Consider the following 17,692-nt stretch of genomic DNA (forward strand, 5'->3'; position numbering starts at 1 on the left):
AGAGACGAACATCTAAGATAAAAATAAATTCACTTTCTTATTTCAACCAGTTTGAGTAGTGGCCTGCGCCAATAGCGGTCTTCTTCACCCGCAGTGAACGGTTCGACGACAGATAATGCCTCATTGCAGGCAAAGCGTGCCGCCTAACGCGTATAATTGCCCGTTGATGCTCGACCTTTGGTCAGTGAGTGTTGAAAAATGAATTATGAAAATCGTGGCGCTGGACACGGCGAAGCCGCAGCGACGACAGGCGTAAATGGTCTGCCCATCGACGATGCGCAGGGAAAAAAGGCGCTGGGCAAGGCGGGTCTTGGGGCTGCTCGCGAGCAGATCCTGACAGGTGCTGATTTCGCTGACCCCGGAAAACCGGGCGAACGGCTGGACCTCTTCTTCGAAGAACTGGCCGACAGATTTTCGGATTCGGTTGCCGTTGTTTCGGACGGGCGCAACTGGGCCTATCGGGAACTCGACAACCGCGCCAACCAGTTTGCGCGTCTGCTGATCGAACGCGGTGTTCGTCCTGGTGACCGCATCGGCCTGCTGCTCGACCGTTCTGCCGACACGTATATCGCGCTGCTCGCCGTCATGAAGGCGGGCGCGGCCTATGTGCCACTGGCGACCGCATTTCCGGAAGATCGCATGGCCCTCATCATCGAGGATGCCAATGTAAAGCTCGTCATTTCGCTTGAGGCCTATACGGCCCGCGTCGAACAGATGCCCGTGCCGCATGTGCTGATCGACGGGGCGGGCGCTGAAATTTCAAAGCAGTCCGTCGCGCCACTGGACAAGGCTGCAAGGGCCGCAAATCCGAATCAGATTTGCTATATTCTCTATACGTCTGGCACGACCGGCAGGCCAAAAGGCGTCGCCATCCTGCATCAGAGCTTCTGCAACTTCCTGCGTGTCGCGGCGATGTCCTATGGCTACAGGCCGGGCGACCGTGTTTATCACGGCATGACCATCGCCTTCGATTTTTCGGCTGAAGAATATTGGGTGCCGTTTACGGCAGGCGCGACCGTAGTGCCCGCCCCGGGGCCGATGACGCTGGTGGGCGAAGAACTCGCGGATTTCCTGCGGAAGAATGACATCAACTGCATGGCGTGCAGCCCAACGCTTTTGTCTTCCATCGAAACCGATGTGCCGAAGCTGCGCCTGCTGATGGTGGGCGGCGAAGCCTGTCCGCTCAATTTGGTGGCGCGCTGGACAAAGCCGGGACGCCTGCTTCTCAATACTTACGGGCCCACGGAAGCGACCGTCACGGCAACCATGGGCGTTCTGACGCCCGACAAGCCAGTGACCATCGGTGCGCCGTTGCCGACCTATTCGATAGTCATCATCGAACCGACCGAGCCGAAGCTGACCGACCCGGATCAACTGGGCGAAATCGGCATCGCCGGTATCGGCCTCGCGGTCGGTTATCTCAACCGGCAGGATTTGACCGACCAGAAATTCATTCCTGATTTCATCGGTCTGCCTAACAATCCGTCAGCACGCATCTATCGCACCGGCGATCTGGGGCGCATTAATGCTGCGGGCGAGATCGAGTATCATGGGCGTATCGACACGCAGGTGAAGATTCGCGGCTACCGCATCGAGCTTGGCGAGATCGAAGCCGTTCTGCTCGATCAGCCCGGCGTTGCGCAAGCTGCCGTCACCACCTGGGAAATCGAGCCAGGTCGTGTGGAGCTGGTCGCCTATTACGCGCTGAAGTCGGGCGTGCCACCGCTGCAGCGTGCCGATATTGCGCGTGAGCTGAAGCGTCGTCTGCCGTCCTACATGGTTCCCGCCTATCTTGAAGAACTTGACGCCATTCCAATGACGGTCTCCAACAAGGCCGATCTGAAGCGCCTGCCAAAGCCGACCAATGTGCGCCTTTCGGCGGAGCGCGAAATCGTCCCGCCGAGCAATGACGATCAGCGCTTCATGGCGGACGCGCTGGCCGCAGTGCTTAATCTCGATGAAGTTTCGGTCGAGGATCATTTCTTCGACGATCTGGGCGCCAATTCGCTGCTGATGGCGCGGTTCTGCGCCCGCGTGCGTACAGCGCAGGGTTGGGAAACGGCGTCGATGCGGGATATCTACCTGCATCCAACCATCGCAAGTCTGGCGACGCATCTGCACGCGCCGCAGCAGAAGACCGCGGCCACGGTTGAGCGTCAACTCACTCACAAGGCATCGAATTTTGCTTACTGGACCTGCGGCGCTGCACAGCTCGCCTTCTATGCAGTCTATGCCTATATCGGGCTGGTTTTCTTCGATGGCGGTCTCGACTGGGTCTATGACGCGCTCGACAACCCGCTTCAGCTCTATTTCCGATGTGTCGTTCTCGCTGGGGCAAGCTTCTTCGCGATGACGGGCTTTGCCATCGCAGCAAAATGGCTGCTGATCGGACGCTGGAAGACAGAAAGCTTTCCAATCTGGGGGCTGCGCTATTACCGCTTCTGGGTGGTGAAGACCTTGATCCGCACCGCGCCGGTGGTGCTGTTCCGCGGCAATCCGCTCTATAGCCTCTATCTGCGGCTGCTCGGTGCAAAGCTTGGCCGCAACACGGCCATCGAATGCCGGGCAATTCCGGTTTGCACCGATCTGATTTCCATTGGCGAGAATTCCATTTTGCGCCGCGAATCCAACATTCTCGGCTTTACGGCTGAAAGCGGCTATATCCATACGGGCACGATCACCATTGGTGACGGCGCTTTTGTGGGCGTTGGTTCGACCATCGATATCGACACCAAAATCGGCAATGGCGCGCAGCTTGGCCATGCGTCGTCGTTGCAGCGTGGCCAGAGCATCCCCGATGGTGAACATTGGCATGGGTCGCCCGCAGCGCCCACTACTGCGGATTATTGCAAGGTGCGCAGCATTACGCTGTCGAAAACCCGCCGTATCATGTTCGAGATCGTGCAGCTTGTCGGGCTGTTCATGCTGGTCACGCCGTTCCCTTTACTGTTCCATAGCTACTGGCAAAATGTCAGCGACGATTATCAGGAAACCATCGGCATCGTGGCCATCGGCACGACCGTTACGCTATTCGGCGTGCTGGCAACCTCGTTTATTGCTGCGGTTGCCGTGCCGCGACTGGCCAGCCTGTTCCTGAAGCCAAACCGCACCTATACGCTTTACGGCTTCCATTACTGGCTGCAGTCGATGGTGGAACTGGCCAGCAATTCGCGTCTTCTCAATCTGCTGTTCGGCGATAGTTCTGCCGTCGTGCACTATATCCGGGCCATCGGCTGGAAGCTCAACAAGGTGGTCCAGACCGGGTCCAATTTCGGCACCAACCAGCAGCATGAAAACCCGCTTCTGTGCGAAATCGGCAGTCAGACAATGGTGTCGGATGGTCTGTTTATGATCAACACGCACAAGTCGGCGGCGACATTCCGGCTGGAGCATACCAAGGTCGGCGAGCGGAACTATTTCGGCAATAATATCTTCTATCCGTCCGACGGACGGACCGGGGATAACTGTCTGCTCGGCACCAAGGTTATGGTGCCGATCGAGGGGCCTATGCGCGAGAATGTCGGGCTTCTGGGTTCGCCCTGCTTTGAAATTCCGCGCATGGTCAATCGCGACAAGGAACTGATCGCCAATATTGAGGAAGAGGACCGCCTGCGCCGCTTGCGCCGCAAGAACTTCCACAATTTCCGCACCGGACTGATGTTCCTGGCGGAGCAATGGCTGATGCTGTTTGCAACGCTGGCGATCTGGGACCGTGCGCTGAACTATTATGACGACTGGAAGTACAACGCGCTGTTTGTGGCCGTGGTTCTGACGGCGGGCATTGCAATACCGTTCTATATCTTCATCGAAAGGCTCTCGCTCGGCTTCGGCAGACTGAAACCGCGTATGACGACGATCTATGATGAAGCTTTCTGGCGGCATGAGCGCCATTGGAAACTGTCGGATTCGCCGATTACGCAGCTTTTCGCCGGAACGCCGTTCCGTCCGATGATTCTGCGCTGCCTTGGCGTGAAGGTCGGTCGCCGCGTCTATGACGGCGGCGCCAATCTGACCGAACGTTCGCTGGTGGAAATCGGCGACGATGCAACCTTGAATGAAGGTTGTGTGATCCAGCCGCATTCGCTGGAGGAGGGTGCTTTCAAGTCCGACTTCATCCGCATCGGCAATGGCTGCACGCTCGGACCATCGGCATTCGTCCATTATGGCGTCGTCATGGGCGACGGCTCTATCGTTGATGTGGATTCCTTTGTCATGAAGGGTGAGGTGCTTGAGCCTTATTCCGTCTGGCGTGGTAATCCGGCCAAGCTCAACCGTTTCGTCGTCCCGGTGACGAAGGATGGGACGGTGCTGGCCAATGTCAAACAGGCGGGCGCTTCGATAGCGCATCGCCCGACGGAGGCTGCCGCTTGAGCAAAGCCGTCTCCGACACGAGCGAAATCCGGCTCGCAGCCGTGACGGCAGAATTGCGGTCACGGATCGCGGCGCTGGAGCTGGCACCGGGTCAGGAAGAGCTGGTCGCGGACAATGCCAGTTCACTGGAGGAAGCGGACGAGGACGAGGATGCGCGGCCACGCGCTGTGTTTGCAGGCGACGATCTGGTCGGCTTCCTCATGTATGATGCGACAAGCGACGGGGACAATGCGTTGATCTATCGCTTCATGATCGACCGCGCTTTTCAGGGGCGGGGTTACGGAAAGGCCGCGTTGCAGCTGGTCCTGGCTGAGATCAGGGCGCTCGATCATATTCGTCGCATCTCGATCTGCTACGAACCCGAAAACGAAGGCGCGCGCCAACTTTATGCTAAAGCGGGCTTTGTCGAAGATGGTCTCGATGAAGATGGCGAGATGATCGCCCACCTCAATCTTCGGGACTGATGAAACGGATATGGCGCGCTTCGATCCATTGGAAATTGCGCTGAACCAAGCCATGCAGGCTGTCGCCACGGCGGGCATTTCAACCGCTTGCCGGGTCATTCGGGACGGGGATGAAACCCGATTGCTGGCCGACGAAAATGCTACGCTTCCGACGCGAAATCCGGTTCGCCGTCGCGCCAGCGGGGCCGCCCGCCTTGCGGCGCGGGAATTGCTCATAAAGCATGGCAGAGGCGGTTTTGCGATTTTGCGGGGTAGCTCGGGCGAACCAATCTGGCCATCGGGCATTGTCGGGTCGCTCGCCCATGATGACGATATGGCTGTTGCTGCTGTTGCAAGCAGCGCCGATTTTCTTTCGGTCGGGATCGATGTGGAGCCGGCTATTGCGCTGCCGGAGGACATTGCCGCGCTGGTGAAACAGCCGGGCGACCGTTTGCCTGAAGGCGCAGCCGATGCAGATCGTATTCTTTTTTGCGCCAAAGAGGCGGTTTATAAGGCCGTCTATCCGCTGGACCGCGTGGTGCTGAACTATGACGACATCATTGTCGATCTTCAGCAGGGATATGCGCATACGACGACAGGCAGAACGGTTCGGGTCGTCTTTTGCCGTGCGCCGAAAATTATAATGCTGGCCTATCTCTAAAACGCATCGAAGGCCGGAATCTGGCGGGTTCCCGGCCTTCGACATGTGTGGAGACGTATCAGGAATGAGCTGATACGAACTCCGACATTCTGACGATCAGGAAGGTGCCGACGGTCGCACCGGCATCCTGAAGACCGATGGTCTTTTCCTGGAAGGCTGCTGCCTTGCCATGCTGGGCCACCAGAGACTTGGTTGCTTCCAGCGCGTCTTCAGCGGCCTTGGCTGTCGCAGCCAGTGCGTCGGGCAGGGAAGCACCGACGGCAGCCTGTGCTTCAAGCGTAACGGCAATCGGATCGAGCACGTCGAGCAGGGTCTTGTCGCCGACCTTGGCCTTGCCACGTTCGGCAATACCGTCACGATAAGCGCGCCAGAAGGCGGCAACTTCCGCAGTGCCCAGTTCTTCGACGCCTTCGGTCGCCTTGCTTGCGCGCAGGAAACCGGTTGCCGTCAGCGTGCCCATGGTGGACGGGGCGACGCGGGCCATGGTGGCACCCGCCAGACGCAGCAGCTTGGAGATACCAGCCGCTTCGCCTTCTGCGGCGGTAGCTTCGGCAGCGGCTGCGAAAGCCTTGCTCATGGTGATGCCGAGATCGCTGTCGCCGACCTTGCCGTCAAGCGCGATCAGGAATTCGCGCTGTTCTGCGAAAAGCTGCTTCCAGCTGTCGAAGAGGTTGATGAGATCGGAAGCCTTGATGGAGTTCATGGCGTTACCTCAACCGGCAATGTGCTTGAAGAACGGCGTGTTCGCCGAAGCGGCGATAAGCGGCTCCAGTTCGTCGTCCAGATGCAGCACGGAGATCGAAGCGCCAGCCATTTCCATGGCGGTGGCGAATTCGCCGATCCAGATGTGCTTTACCTTGACGCCGCGCTCGTCGAAAAGCTGGGCTACGCGACGGAACATGATGTAAAGTTCTTCCAGCGGGGTGCCGCCGAGACCGTTCAGCAGAACGGCAACTTCATCGCCCTTGGCATAATCCTGTTCGGCAAAGATGCGGCCCAGAAGCTGGTCGACAACGGAGTCGGCCGGTGCAAGCTTGGTGCGGCTGATGCCCGGTTCGCCATGGATGCCCATGCCGATTTCCATTTCATCGTCGCCGATGGAGAAAGTGGCATGGCCGATTTCAGGCACAACGCAGCTCGATAGCGCAACACCCATCGTGCGGGTGCGCAGGCGCGCCTTGTCGGCGAGACGCGTCACTTCATCGAGCGACAGGCCGTTGGCGGCTGCCGCACCGGCTGCCTTGTAGATGAAGAAAATGCCTGCAACGCCACGGCGCTTGTGTTCTTCACCGACGACCGACGAAGCTACGTCATCGTTGCCGACAACCTGCTTGACGGTGATGCCGTCGAGGTCGGCCAATTCCGCAGCCATGTCGAAATTGATGATGTCGCCCGTGTAGTTGCCATAGATGTAGAGCACGCCCGCGCCCTGATCGATAGCCTTGGTGACCTGATACATCTGTTCAGCGCTTGGCGACTGGAACACGCCACCGACAGCTGCGCCGTCGATCATGTTTTCGCCGATATAGCCGAGGAAGGTCGGCAGATGGCCCGAGCCGCCGCCGGTTGCGATGCCAACCTTGCCAGCCTTCGGCGTGGCGGTGACCATGCAGCGCTTGTCGTCATTGACGAAGGTGAGTTCGGGATGCGCCCGATAGATGCCTTCCAGCATCTCATCAACGAAATTGACTGGATCGTTCAGGAATTTCTTCATGATTTCCTCTTGAGATTATCGGGTTATTTCTTGCGCTGCTGGGTGACGAAGAAGGCGGCGGCCAGAAGAATGAAGCAGCCGACGACGAGACGCTGCCATGTGCTGGGAATGCCGACGAGCACCAGAACGCTGTTGATGACGGTGATGAGCAAAACGCCCAGAATGGTGCCGAAAACGCTGCCCGTGCCGCCGGTAATCCGTGCGCCGCCCAGAACCACAGCGGCGATGACGCTGATTTCGGTTCCGACAAAGTCGAACGGGCTGGACTGACGGTTGGCGCAAACATGGATGATGCCTGCAAGACCCGCGAGACCACCGGCATATCCGAACAGGAATAGGTGGATGGTACGCAGATTATAGCCGAGGCGGCTGGCGATCTGGCTGTTGCCGCCCATGGCGAAAATGGCACGGCCCATCAAGGTGCGGTTTAAGATCCACCAGGTCAGGATCGCCGCGGCTGGCAGGATCAGGAAGTAGAACGGCATGGTGATGGTGGCGCCATTGGCGGATTCGAACTGGAACAAAGGCAGGCGGCCAAACGCGCCCATCGTCGGCGGCAGCGACATGATCCAGACCGTGCCGACGAACGCGAGCAAAAAGCCACGGAACAGATATTGCGTGCCAATGGTGACGATCAGCGACGGAACTTTCAGACTGTGTACCAAAACGCCGTTGATAAGGCCGAGAATGACGCCACCCGCAATCGCCATCAGGATGACGAAGACGATGGGCAGCGTCGGCATATAGGCCTGCACCAGAAGCGTCAGTGAATAGACTGTACAGGCGGCAATGGCCGTAAACGAGACATCGATGCCGCCAGCGGCGAGAATGATGAAGACGCCAAGCGCGAACAGGCCCATCACGACACTGGCGCGACCAATATCGATCAGGGTCGAAGCCTGCAGGAATGCAGGATTGACGATCGACACGATCACGCAGATCGCGACCAGAAGGAAGAAGGTTATGGATTCAGGGCGCCTGCGAATGAAGTCACCCAGCTTGAAGGACCGGGTCTGGCCCAGTTCCTGCTGATATTGCGACGCGCTCATTGCGGTAGCTCCTTTTGCGACGACATCATGGCTTGGTAGAGCTGGTCTTCCGTCGCCTCGGCGGCGTCAAATTCCTTGACGATGCTTCCCGCGTTCATGACGAGAATGCGGTCGGCGTTTTGCAGCAGTTCGGGCAGGTCATCGCTGACGATGATGAGACCCATGCCTGCTTCGGCCAGTGTCTGGATTGCGCGGTAGATTGTATCCTTCGATCCGACATCGACGCCGACAGTCGGGCCGTGCAGCACAAGCAGCTTCGGACCGATGCTGAGCCAGCGACCGATGAGAACGCGCTGCTGATTGCCGCCCGAAAGAGCGCCGACCGGCAGGTCCATATTTTTGGTATTGAGGCGCATCTGCTCCATCAGCGAGGCTGCGATTTCGCGGCCTTTCTTCTGGTCCACGATGCCGATCTTGTTGCTGAGGCGGGTCAGGATCAGCGCGATTTCGTTTTCGAAAATCGACTTGTCGAGGAAAAGCCCCTCGGCCAGACGATCCTCCGGCACATAGCCGATACCGAGTTCTATGGCTTCGGCAGGGTTCTTGACGTTGATCTTGCGGCCTTCGAGCGTAATCGCGCCGTTGGATGCCGGATCAACGCCGGTGATTGCCATTGCCAGCTCGTTGCGGCCAGAATCGGCAAGACCCGTAATGCCGAGAACCTCGCCCTTTCGGAGCGCCAGGTTGACATTCTTGAAATCCGGCGACGATAGACCGTCCAGTTTCAGCAGTTCTGCCTCGCCCGGCGTGCCGGTGCGGTAACGTTCGGCGTCAATTTCACGGCCGATCATCAGTTCGGACAACTGCTTCTTGGTGTAATTTTCAATCGGGCCTTGCGCCACGCACTGGCCGTCGCGAAACACGACGGCGTTACCGCCAATGCGATAGCATTCGTCGAGCTTGTGGGTCACGAAGAGGACGGCGACATTGTCTGCGCGCAGGCGATTGACGACTTCGATGAGGTTGTCGACTTCGCGGCGCGTCAGCGACGTGGTCGGCTCGTCCATGATGACCAGCTTGGCGCTCGTGGCGATCGCACGGGAAATGGCGACCAGCTGGCGCATGGCAAGCGGCAGTTCGGAAACGATGGTGTTCAGGAAGGCGCGGTCCGTCGGCAGCCCGACAGTGGCGAGCGCACGTTCCGCCGTCTGGCGCAGCTTGGTGCGGTCGAAACGGCGCAACAACTTGCCATTGCCTTCAACGAGCTGCTGATTAAGCGCTACGTTTTCGGCAACCGTGAGGTTAGGGATCAGTGAAAGGTCCTGATAGACGGTCTCGATGCCTGCAGCCAGTGACTGAATCGGATCGAGTTCTTTATAGGTCTTGCCGTTGAGAACAATTTCACCCTCGCTCGGACCATGCGCGCCGGACATGATCTTGATAACGGTGCTCTTGCCGCATCCATTCTCGCCGAGAAGGTGATAAGCCTCTCCTAGATCGAGCGTGAGGTCGATGCCGCGCAATGCATGCACGCCGCCGAACCGCTTGTGGATGTTGCGCAATTCGAGAAAACGTTCCGGTGTCCGGCCATTTTCCGTCTCATTGTTCATCGTAGTTGACACGTTAATTCCTCTGCCACAGTGCATCATTGCGCTTGCGCGCAGCGGTTCCGCTGTCGGCTGGTTGGCGGCAAAATCAACCGGGGTTAGTTGCCCGGATGCTTTCCATTCGCGGAAAGCACCCGAGGCCTTGACGCTAAGTGGCGATGGTGAACGGAACGGTCGCCACCCGCAGTCGGATCTTCTGAGACTTCTTAGAACAGGTGTTCCTTGTAGGAATCCTTGTCGGCGATAACCATGCCGTTACCGATGACGAGGAGGCCTTCGCCTGCACCCTTCTTCACCGAAACCTTGTTGTAGCCTTCAACGCCGAGGTCGATGCCGTCCTTGACTTCCTTCTTTTCCAGCAGAAGCTTGGCGACAGCATTCATCGCCATGCCAGCCTTCTGCGGGTCCCAGAAGCCGATAGCCGTGATGGCGCCGGATTCCAGAAGGTCAGCCGAAGGGTTCGGAAGGCCGGTGCCGACGAGGCAGACCTTGCCGCTTAAGCCCGCTTCATCGATCGCGCGGCCAATGCCGAGAACGTCGTTGCCAGCCGAACTCTGGAAGCCTTTCAGGTCAGGATGCTTGCGCAGGATTTCCTTGGCCTTCTCGTAGGTGCCGTTGGCATCGTCGAAGGATTCATTGTTCGGATCGACCAGCTGCATATCCGGGTACTGCTTGGCGTTTTCTTCAGCCGAGCCAACCCACTGCATATGCGTGCGGCTGCCGAGCGAACCAACGAAGGTCGTCCACTTGCCGCTCTTGCCCATGCACTGTGCAAGACGTTCGTTCAGGGCTTTGCCATAGTCGGCATTGTCGAATGCTTCGACGTCGGCCATGGTGTTGACCTGGTTGTCGGCTTCGTGGGTCACGACAACAATGCCGCGTTCGATGGCGCGCTTGAAGGTGCCTTCGAGAACAGCCGGATCCATCGGCACGACGGCCAGAGCGTTAACGCCCTTGGCAACCAGATCCTGAACGATCTGAAGCTGCTGTGCCGCGTCGGCAGTTGCCGGGCCGCTCTGGGTTGCAACCACATCCGGGTTGGCCTTCTGATAGGCTTCAACGCCGGTGTTCATGCGGTCGAACCACGGAATACCGCTGATCTTGACGACGGTTGCGATGACCGGCTTTTCCTGCGCGACCAGCGTGCCTGCGCCGCCTGCGAGTGCAGTGGCAGCAATGAGCGCACCAGTGAGCAGCTTCTTTGTCTTTGCTTTCATGACTTCCTCCTCGTTAAGAGTCCCTCAGTATTACGGTTTGGTGCTTGAGGGTTGAGCACCAATGGGTGCCTTGGAGCGATTGCCCAAGGTAAAGAAACTGGCGACGTCGTAGCGTCCGACAGCGAGGAATGCGAGCAGTAGCAGCCCCCAGGCAAAGTCGCGGACGAAGTTGGACAGTCCACCGAAGTTGAGCAGGCTCGACATGAGCTGCAAGGCGATGGCGCTCAGCACCACGCAGATGATACGACCGTAACCACCTTCTGGCTTCACGCCTGCCATCACGACGATGAGAATGGCGACCAGCAGATAAGAGCTGCCGTAATCATATTTCACATTGACGTTGCGTGCGGCGATGATGATGCCTGCAATGCCTGCCAGAAGGCCGCTTGTTGCATAGGTCGCAATCAGAACGCGGGCGCGGGGAAAACCGGCGAAGACGGCTGCCTTCGGGTTGGTGCCCATCAGCATCAGCCATGCGCCGAAAGGCGTGAAGCGAACCACGGCGCCGATCAGAATGGCGACCGCAAGGAAAATCAGAAAGCTGATCGGGACGGCGAGGAACATGTCATTGCCGATGCGCGACAACAGGTCAGGGCTGCCGACCATCACGGCGCGCCCTTCCGAGACCACGACGGCCAGACCCATGAAAGCCATCTGCGTGCCGAGCGTGCAGAGAATGGGCGTGATGTTGAAACGCGCAATCAGGATGCCATTGATAATGCCGCCTGCAAGGCCGACGATCAGCGCAAGCACGATGAATGCAATGCTGAAACCGAGCGGATTGACAGAGGCCGACACGAAAGACGATGCAATAACCGCTGCAACCACGCCTGCGAGATTGGCAAGCGCGATACCCGAAAGGTCGATGCCGCCATTGCCGGCGCACATGGCCAGCATCACGCCGATGGCGAGAAGGCCGATTTCAGGCACCTGACCAGCCATGGACTGCAAGTTGAACAGGGAGAGAAAAGACCCGCCGGAGATGTACGCGCCAAGCGCGAGCAATCCCACATTAATGACAACAAGCATGGCAAGCGGGTTGCTTGTCCTCTGCATGGTCTCCTCCTACAGCGTTTACTAAACAAAAACTTATTTCACTAAACCTATTGCCTAGCTGACGGCGATGTCAAGCGGATGCTGCTGAAAATTCCGTTGATTTGCGCAGGTTTTCAGCTTAATCGTTTTAAAAACACGGCTGTTGTGTTTACTAAACAAATTGTGTTTTATCGTGGTGCTTTCTCAGTAGCATGATGCGGATTTCCGAATAAGATGCGCATTGAAGAGGATTCCAGCCCATCCTTTCTGGCTTTGCCTGAGCGGGCGGTGGGGCCGAATGGGTCCAAGAGGGGAATGACGTGCTGATGACGGCAGCCGTGCGGAGCGTATGAAAAAGAAGAAATCTTTTACGATCAGAGATATTGCCGAGAATGCGGGTGTTTCCCCCGCCACGGTTTCGCTTGTGCTCAACGGCAAGGGAGAAATCTCTGGCGAGACCCGCACGCGTGTTCTTGAAGCCGTGTCGCGGCTGAATTACGTGCCGCGTGTGGCCAAGACCAGCAACGGCACCACAGGGCCGGGCGAGACGATTCGCTTCCTTAAAATTTCCAAGCACGGCGGCACGGTCAATCGCGATCACAGCGTATTCGTTTCGGACTATATCGACGGCATGTCGTCGGAAGCGTCCCGCCGCAATTACACGCTGGAGGTGGCGAGCTTCGAGGGGCAGCCGGTCAGCGCCGTGGCCGAGTCGCTGGCGGGTGCGCCGGTTCGCGGTGTCATCGCGCTCGGCACCGAATTGTCGGCGGTTGATATCCACATGATACAGGGCATGGGCCTGCCCACGGTCTTCATCGATACGTTTTACGATGTCGTTGAGGCCAATTTTGTCGACATGAACAATGAAGACGCCGTCTTCAAGGTGCTGTCGCATTTCAAGCAGTCCGGCTTCTCCCGCATAGGCTTTGTTGCGAGCCCCACCGAGACGATGAACTTCCGGTTGCGTCGTGAAGCCTATGTAAAGAACATGCAGCGGTTGAACCTCAAGGTTCAGCCCGAGGATATCCTGTCGGTCGAATCGACCTATGAAGGCGCTTATCGCGACACGCGCGAATTGCTGCAATCGGGGCATGAGCTTGCCGAATGCTATTTCTGCACCAATGACATTATTGCCTATGGCTTCATCCGGGCCCTGAAGGAAAGCGGCGTGCGCATACCGGAAGATGTTTCGGTGATCGGCTTCGACAATCTGCCGCAGAGCGCCACCATGGAGCCGATGCTGACGACGGTGGATGTCTCCAAGCGCAAGATCGGCAATCTGGCCGTGTCGATACTGGACGATCTGATCAATGCGGCTGACAAACAGCCTGCGGTCAAGGTGCTTGTGGGCGCTGACCTTGTGATCCGGCAGAGCGATTCGGTTCTGTCATCGCGGAAGAAGAAGCGTCCGCAGATGGAAGAAGCTGGCGAGTGACTGCATTATTCCTCGGCGGTCCAGATTTTCTCGAAAACGGTTTTCGTTCTCGTTGCGCCAAAGATTATTTGTTTATAGCTTCGATCCTAACGACAAGTGGTTTTCCGCATCTCGGGCGCTGGCAGGATAATATTGCCGTTGAAGCGGCTATAGATGAGTGACGTGAAAGCTGCTCTGATCGGATTTAAAAGGGGAATTCGAATGACCAGACAGCCCAATTCCGTTGAAGCTCGAGATATCGCTTATCATTTCCATTCAAACACCAATGCGCGCCGTCATGAAGAAATCGGCCCGGTGGTGATTGAAAAGGGCGATGGCATCTACGTCGAAGACAATAACGGCAAGCGCTACATTGAGGCGATGGCTGGGCTTTGGAGCGTCGGCGTCGGCTTTTCGGAAAAGCGTCTGGCCGATGCAGCGCATAAGCAGATGCTGAAGTTGCCTTATTCGCATACTTTCACGCATCGCTCGCATCCGCCGGTTATCGAACTGGCTGAAAAGCTGATCAGCATTGCGCCGGTGCCGATGAGCAAGGTTTATTTCACCAATTCCGGCTCCGAAGCCAACGACACGATTATCAAGATGTTGTGGTTCCGCGCTAATGCCATGGGCCAGCCGCAGCGCACCAAGATTATCGGTCGCAAGCGCGGTTATCATGGTGTGACGATTGCTTCGGCCAGCGCCACCGGCCTGCCGGTCAATCACAACTCGTTCAATCTGCCCCTGCCAGGCTTCCTGCACACGACGTGTCCGCATTATTACCGCGATGCGCTGCCGGGCGAGACGGTGGATGAATTCACCACGCGTCTTGCCAAGGAATTGGAGGACATGATCCTCGCGGAAGGACCGGAAACGGTTGCAGCTTTCATCGGCGAGCCGGTGATGGGCGCAGGGGGCGTTGTCGTGCCACCGGAAGGTTATTGGGAAAAGATTCAGGCCGTGCTGCAGAAATACGATATTCTGCTGATCGCCGACGAAGTGATCTGCGGTTTTGGTCGTACCGGCAACATGTTCGGTTCGCAGACCTTCAACATGAAGCCGGATATCATGACGCTGTCGAAGCAGATTTCGTCGTCTTATCTGCCGATCTCGGCTTTCATGTTCAACGACCGCGTCTATCAGCCGGTGGCCGATGAAAGCGCGCGTCTTGGCGTGTTCGGTCACGGCTATACGGGATCGGGCCATCCGGTCGCAGCCGCCGTTGCGGTTGAGAATCTCAAGATTATCGAAGAGCGTGATCTGGTGACCAATGCGCGTGAAACGGGTGCCTATATGCAAAAGCGCCTGCGCGAACTGGCCGATCATCCGCTGGTCGGCGAAGTGCGAGGCGTTGGTCTCATTGCGGCACTTGAGCTGGTTGGCGACAAGGCCACCAAGGCACCGCATGAGAAGGTTGGCGCGCTGGGCGGTCTTGCCAATGCTGCGATGTTCGGCAATGGGGTCATCACCCGCAATATGGGCGACGCAATTGCCTTCTGTCCGCCGATGATCATCACGCCTGCGCAGGTCGATGATGTTGTTGCGGCAACGAAGAAGTCGCTGGATGAGGTCGCGGCCTCGCTCGGTCGCAGTTGATCTGAAAACGCCTTCAAGGGACAAACAAAACCCGCATCAGCGATGATGCGGGTTTTCATTTTATGATGGAGAAAAACGCCTGTTCAATTGCCTGTTTGCAAGCGTTGAAAGATCAGATTTCCGATCGGTATGGCCGATGTTGCAGCTGGGGACGGTGCATTGCACACATGCAGCACACGTTTGGTCTGGTGGAATTTGAAGTCGTGAATGAGCTTGCCGTCTCGCGAAACGGCTTGCGCCCTTATCCCCGCACGATAAGGACGCAGGTCGCTTTCCTGCAGGGAAGGGCAATATTTCCGGCATTTTTCCAGATAGCTCGTCTTGAGGAGGCTATCCTTCATTTCTTCGAACCCGGACGAAAGATGGGCAGTAATCACCTTCCAGAAGCCCGGAAATGCGGCATAAGTCGCCATGTCACGCAGACTCGCCGAGAATTTGGGATAACCCTCGCGGGAAAGACCCAAAACGGCATTGGGACCGACGGTCAGGCTGCCATCGATCATTGGCGTCAGATGTATGCCGAGAAACGGCATTGAAGGATCGGGCACCGGATAGATCATGCGTTCAACGAGTTTGTTCAATTCGGGCCGTAAGGCATAGTATTCGCCGCGAAACGGCACGATCTGGAAATCGATATCGACGCCCGACCGGCGGGCAAGGCGGTCGGCCTGCAGACCGGCGCAGGCGATAACCTGCCTGCTTTCCCAAACCTTGTCGCCCGCATGAACGCGCGCGTTATCCGCCCGTTCTTCAATGCGATCGACACTGATATTGAATACGATATCGCCGCCCGCGGCGCGAATGAGATCGGCCATGGCGCGGCAGACCGCGCGATAATCAACAATACCGCTTTGCTCGACCAACAAAGCGGCAAGTCCGGTCACAGCGGGTTCGAATTCGCGTAATTCACCGCCATTGAGACGGCGGCAGGTGATGCCGTTTGCGGCGGCATTGGTTTCAAGGGCAGCAAGGCGCTGCACTTCCACATCGTTGGTCGCCACGACAAGCTTGCCCGGAACGCGATAGGCTATGTTGTTCTCGTCACAAAACTGCTTCGTCATGCGTTCGCCAGCGCGGCAAAGCTCTGCCTTGAAGCTGCCGGGCTGATAATAGATGCCCGCATGGATCACACCGCTATTATGGCCGGTCTGATGCATCGCAACGGCGTTTTCCTTTTCCAGCACCAGAATGCGGGCTGAAGGCTCTCTCCTGACAATGGTAAGCGCCGTGGCAAGGCCGACAATACCGCCACCAACGAGACAATAATCATACATGATGGCGCCCGATATTCGCTGCATGCTGCATCAAAATTACCTTCCACAAAGTAGCACAAGCGTCAATGTCCTATAACAGCAATGTAGCTTCTGCCGCGCGGACGGATAGTCCTCTTTTGGGTGCATATCCCGACGTTGCCGGTGGTGCGAATATTTTTCCTTTGCACGTAAAATTGGTATCCCGTTCCTCTACAACCGCCGCGCGTTGCTCGATCATTGTTGGTATTGGAAGCGCTTGAGGCCGGGGCACAGGCTGGCGCTTTCGGGGTAATCGACAGCTTGAACGAGGGCGTAGGATGACAATACTTACAAGACGTATTTTTCTGGCCGCTTCCACGGCTGTTATTGGGGTGGTGGCTGCAAGCGCAAGCTCCGCCGCTGATGTAAAAATCAATATCGGTTATCAAACGGTGGTTGAGCCGTCGAAGGTTGCGCAGGCCGATGGCGAATATGAAAAGGCGGCCAATGCCGACATCAATTGGCGCAAGTTCGATTCAGGCGCGGATGTGATTGCGGCTGTGGCTTCCGGCGATATCGACATCGGCTATGTCGGCTCCAGCCCGCTGGCTGCTGCCGCCAGCCGCGAACTGCCGATTGAGACGTTTTTCGTCGTGGGGCTGATCGGTGAATCCGAGGCGCTGGTCGCGCGGGATGCCGCCTCCGTCAAGGACCTCGCAGGCAAGAAGGTTGCCGTGCCGTTTGTCTCGACCACGCATTACAGCCTGCTGGCCGCGCTCAAGCATGAGGGCATGGACAGCAAGTCGGTGGAAATCCTCAATCTGCGTCCGCCGGAAATTGCCGCCGCTTTCGAACGCGGCGACATTGACGCCGCTTATGTCTGGGACCCGGCATTGGGCCAGATCAAGACCAAGGGCAAAGTCATTCTGGATTCGGCCAAGGTTGCCGAATGGGGTGCGCCAACCTTTGACGCATGGATCGTCCGCAAGGATTTCGCCAGCGAGCATCCGGCAGCGGTACGGGATTTCGTGAAGGTAACCGGCAAGGCCTATGATGCCTATAATTCCAAGCCGGAAGCCTGGGATGCCAAATCACCGCAGGCGGAAAAGATTGCCCGCCTGACCGGCGCCAAGCAGGAAGAAATTCCAGCGCTCCTGAAAGGCTATGTCTATCCGTCGCTGAAGGATCAGGCCTCTGCCGACTATCTGGGCGGCGCAACCGTGAAGGCGATTGCGGACACTTCCGCCTTCCTGAAGGAGCAGGGCAAGATCGACAACGCGCTGCCGGATTATGCGCCTTACGTCACCACGAAATTCGTGACGGACGCGCTCGCCAGCAACTGATCCTGAGCGTTTCAGATCGAACAAACCCCTGTCCGCCGACCATTCCGGCGGGCAGGGGCATTTGCGGTAA

General features: G+C 57.6%; 14 protein-coding genes. 7 read left to right on the forward strand and 7 right to left on the reverse strand.

Annotation, left to right across the window (positions count from 1 at the left end; genetic code table 11):
* Positions 1–198: 198 nt before the first annotated feature.
* Genes HWD97_RS03070 through HWD97_RS03080 form a run of 3 tightly spaced genes read left to right on the forward strand, consistent with a single transcriptional unit; the run spans position 199 to position 5,475 of the window.
* On the forward strand, positions 199–4,371 hold the full coding sequence (locus HWD97_RS03070) for a Pls/PosA family non-ribosomal peptide synthetase (RefSeq protein WP_371834692.1): 4,173 nt from the start codon (positions 199–201) through the stop codon (positions 4,369–4,371).
* Positions 4,368–4,835, forward strand: a complete 468-nt coding sequence (locus HWD97_RS03075; RefSeq protein ID WP_235858979.1) for a GNAT family N-acetyltransferase — start codon at positions 4,368–4,370, stop codon at positions 4,833–4,835. The genes HWD97_RS03070 and HWD97_RS03075 overlap by 4 nt, the downstream gene beginning before the upstream one ends.
* Before the next feature lie 10 nt (positions 4,836–4,845).
* Positions 4,846–5,475, forward strand: coding sequence for a 4'-phosphopantetheinyl transferase (locus HWD97_RS03080; RefSeq protein ID WP_109367652.1), 630 nt, complete (start codon positions 4,846–4,848; stop codon positions 5,473–5,475).
* Between the two features lie 58 nt (positions 5,476–5,533).
* On the opposite strand, the gene HWD97_RS03085 is transcribed toward HWD97_RS03080, so the two are convergent.
* The 6 genes from HWD97_RS03085 to HWD97_RS03110 form a co-directional block, all read right to left on the reverse strand.
* The gene (locus HWD97_RS03085) at positions 5,534–6,178 is read right to left on the reverse strand and encodes a dihydroxyacetone kinase family protein (protein WP_109367651.1); all 645 of its coding nucleotides are present in this window, start codon (positions 6,176–6,178) and stop codon (positions 5,534–5,536) included.
* A 9-nt stretch (positions 6,179–6,187) separates the two neighbouring features.
* Positions 6,188–7,189, reverse strand: coding sequence for a dihydroxyacetone kinase subunit DhaK (locus tag HWD97_RS03090; protein ID WP_109367650.1), 1,002 nt, complete (start codon positions 7,187–7,189; stop codon positions 6,188–6,190).
* A 23-nt stretch (positions 7,190–7,212) separates the two neighbouring features.
* A complete protein-coding gene (locus HWD97_RS03095; protein ID WP_109367649.1) occupies positions 7,213–8,238 on the reverse strand; it encodes an ABC transporter permease in 1,026 nt (341 codons plus the stop codon).
* Positions 8,235–9,788 carry a sugar ABC transporter ATP-binding protein gene (locus HWD97_RS03100; RefSeq protein WP_109367648.1) on the reverse strand — a complete coding sequence of 518 codons (1,554 nt, stop codon included), beginning with the start codon at positions 9,786–9,788 and terminating at the stop codon, positions 8,235–8,237. The genes HWD97_RS03095 and HWD97_RS03100 overlap by 4 nt, the downstream gene beginning before the upstream one ends.
* Before the next feature lie 203 nt (positions 9,789–9,991).
* Positions 9,992–11,002 carry a substrate-binding domain-containing protein gene (locus HWD97_RS03105; RefSeq protein WP_109367647.1) on the reverse strand — a complete coding sequence of 337 codons (1,011 nt, stop codon included), beginning with the start codon at positions 11,000–11,002 and terminating at the stop codon, positions 9,992–9,994.
* Positions 11,003–11,032: 30 nt separating this feature from the next.
* Positions 11,033–12,058 carry an ABC transporter permease gene (locus HWD97_RS03110; protein ID WP_109367646.1) on the reverse strand — a complete coding sequence of 342 codons (1,026 nt, stop codon included), beginning with the start codon at positions 12,056–12,058 and terminating at the stop codon, positions 11,033–11,035.
* 328 nt (positions 12,059–12,386) lie between these two features.
* On the opposite strand from HWD97_RS03110, the gene HWD97_RS03115 reads away from it, so the two are divergent.
* From HWD97_RS03115 to HWD97_RS03125, 3 genes are read left to right on the forward strand one after another with little or no spacing between them, the layout of a single operon-like run.
* Complete coding sequence (locus HWD97_RS03115; protein WP_109367645.1) at positions 12,387–13,472, forward strand: LacI family DNA-binding transcriptional regulator; 1,086 nt, start codon at positions 12,387–12,389, stop codon at positions 13,470–13,472.
* Positions 13,469–13,633 carry a hypothetical protein gene (locus HWD97_RS03120; RefSeq protein ID WP_167836100.1) on the forward strand — a complete coding sequence of 55 codons (165 nt, stop codon included), beginning with the start codon at positions 13,469–13,471 and terminating at the stop codon, positions 13,631–13,633. Before HWD97_RS03115 ends, HWD97_RS03120 begins: the two co-directional genes overlap by 4 nt.
* Positions 13,634–13,673: 40 nt before the next feature.
* Entirely contained in the window at positions 13,674–15,047 is a 1,374-nt protein-coding gene (locus HWD97_RS03125) for an aspartate aminotransferase family protein (RefSeq protein ID WP_109367644.1), read from the forward strand.
* Positions 15,048–15,130: 83 nt separating this feature from the next.
* Here HWD97_RS03125 and lhgO read toward each other — a convergent pair whose 3' ends face one another.
* Positions 15,131–16,321, reverse strand: coding sequence for an L-2-hydroxyglutarate oxidase (gene lhgO / locus HWD97_RS03130; protein WP_209445991.1), 1,191 nt, complete (start codon positions 16,319–16,321; stop codon positions 15,131–15,133).
* A gap of 296 nt (positions 16,322–16,617) precedes the next feature.
* On the opposite strand from lhgO, the gene tauA reads away from it, so the two are divergent.
* Positions 16,618–17,622, forward strand: a complete 1,005-nt coding sequence (gene tauA / locus HWD97_RS03135; protein WP_109367643.1) for a taurine ABC transporter substrate-binding protein — start codon at positions 16,618–16,620, stop codon at positions 17,620–17,622.
* Positions 17,623–17,692: the final 70 nt, after the last annotated feature.

The sequence above is a fragment of the Ochrobactrum sp. C6C9 genome, assembly GCF_022627935.1.
Lineage (GTDB): Bacteria > Pseudomonadota > Alphaproteobacteria > Rhizobiales > Rhizobiaceae > Brucella > Brucella teleogrylli.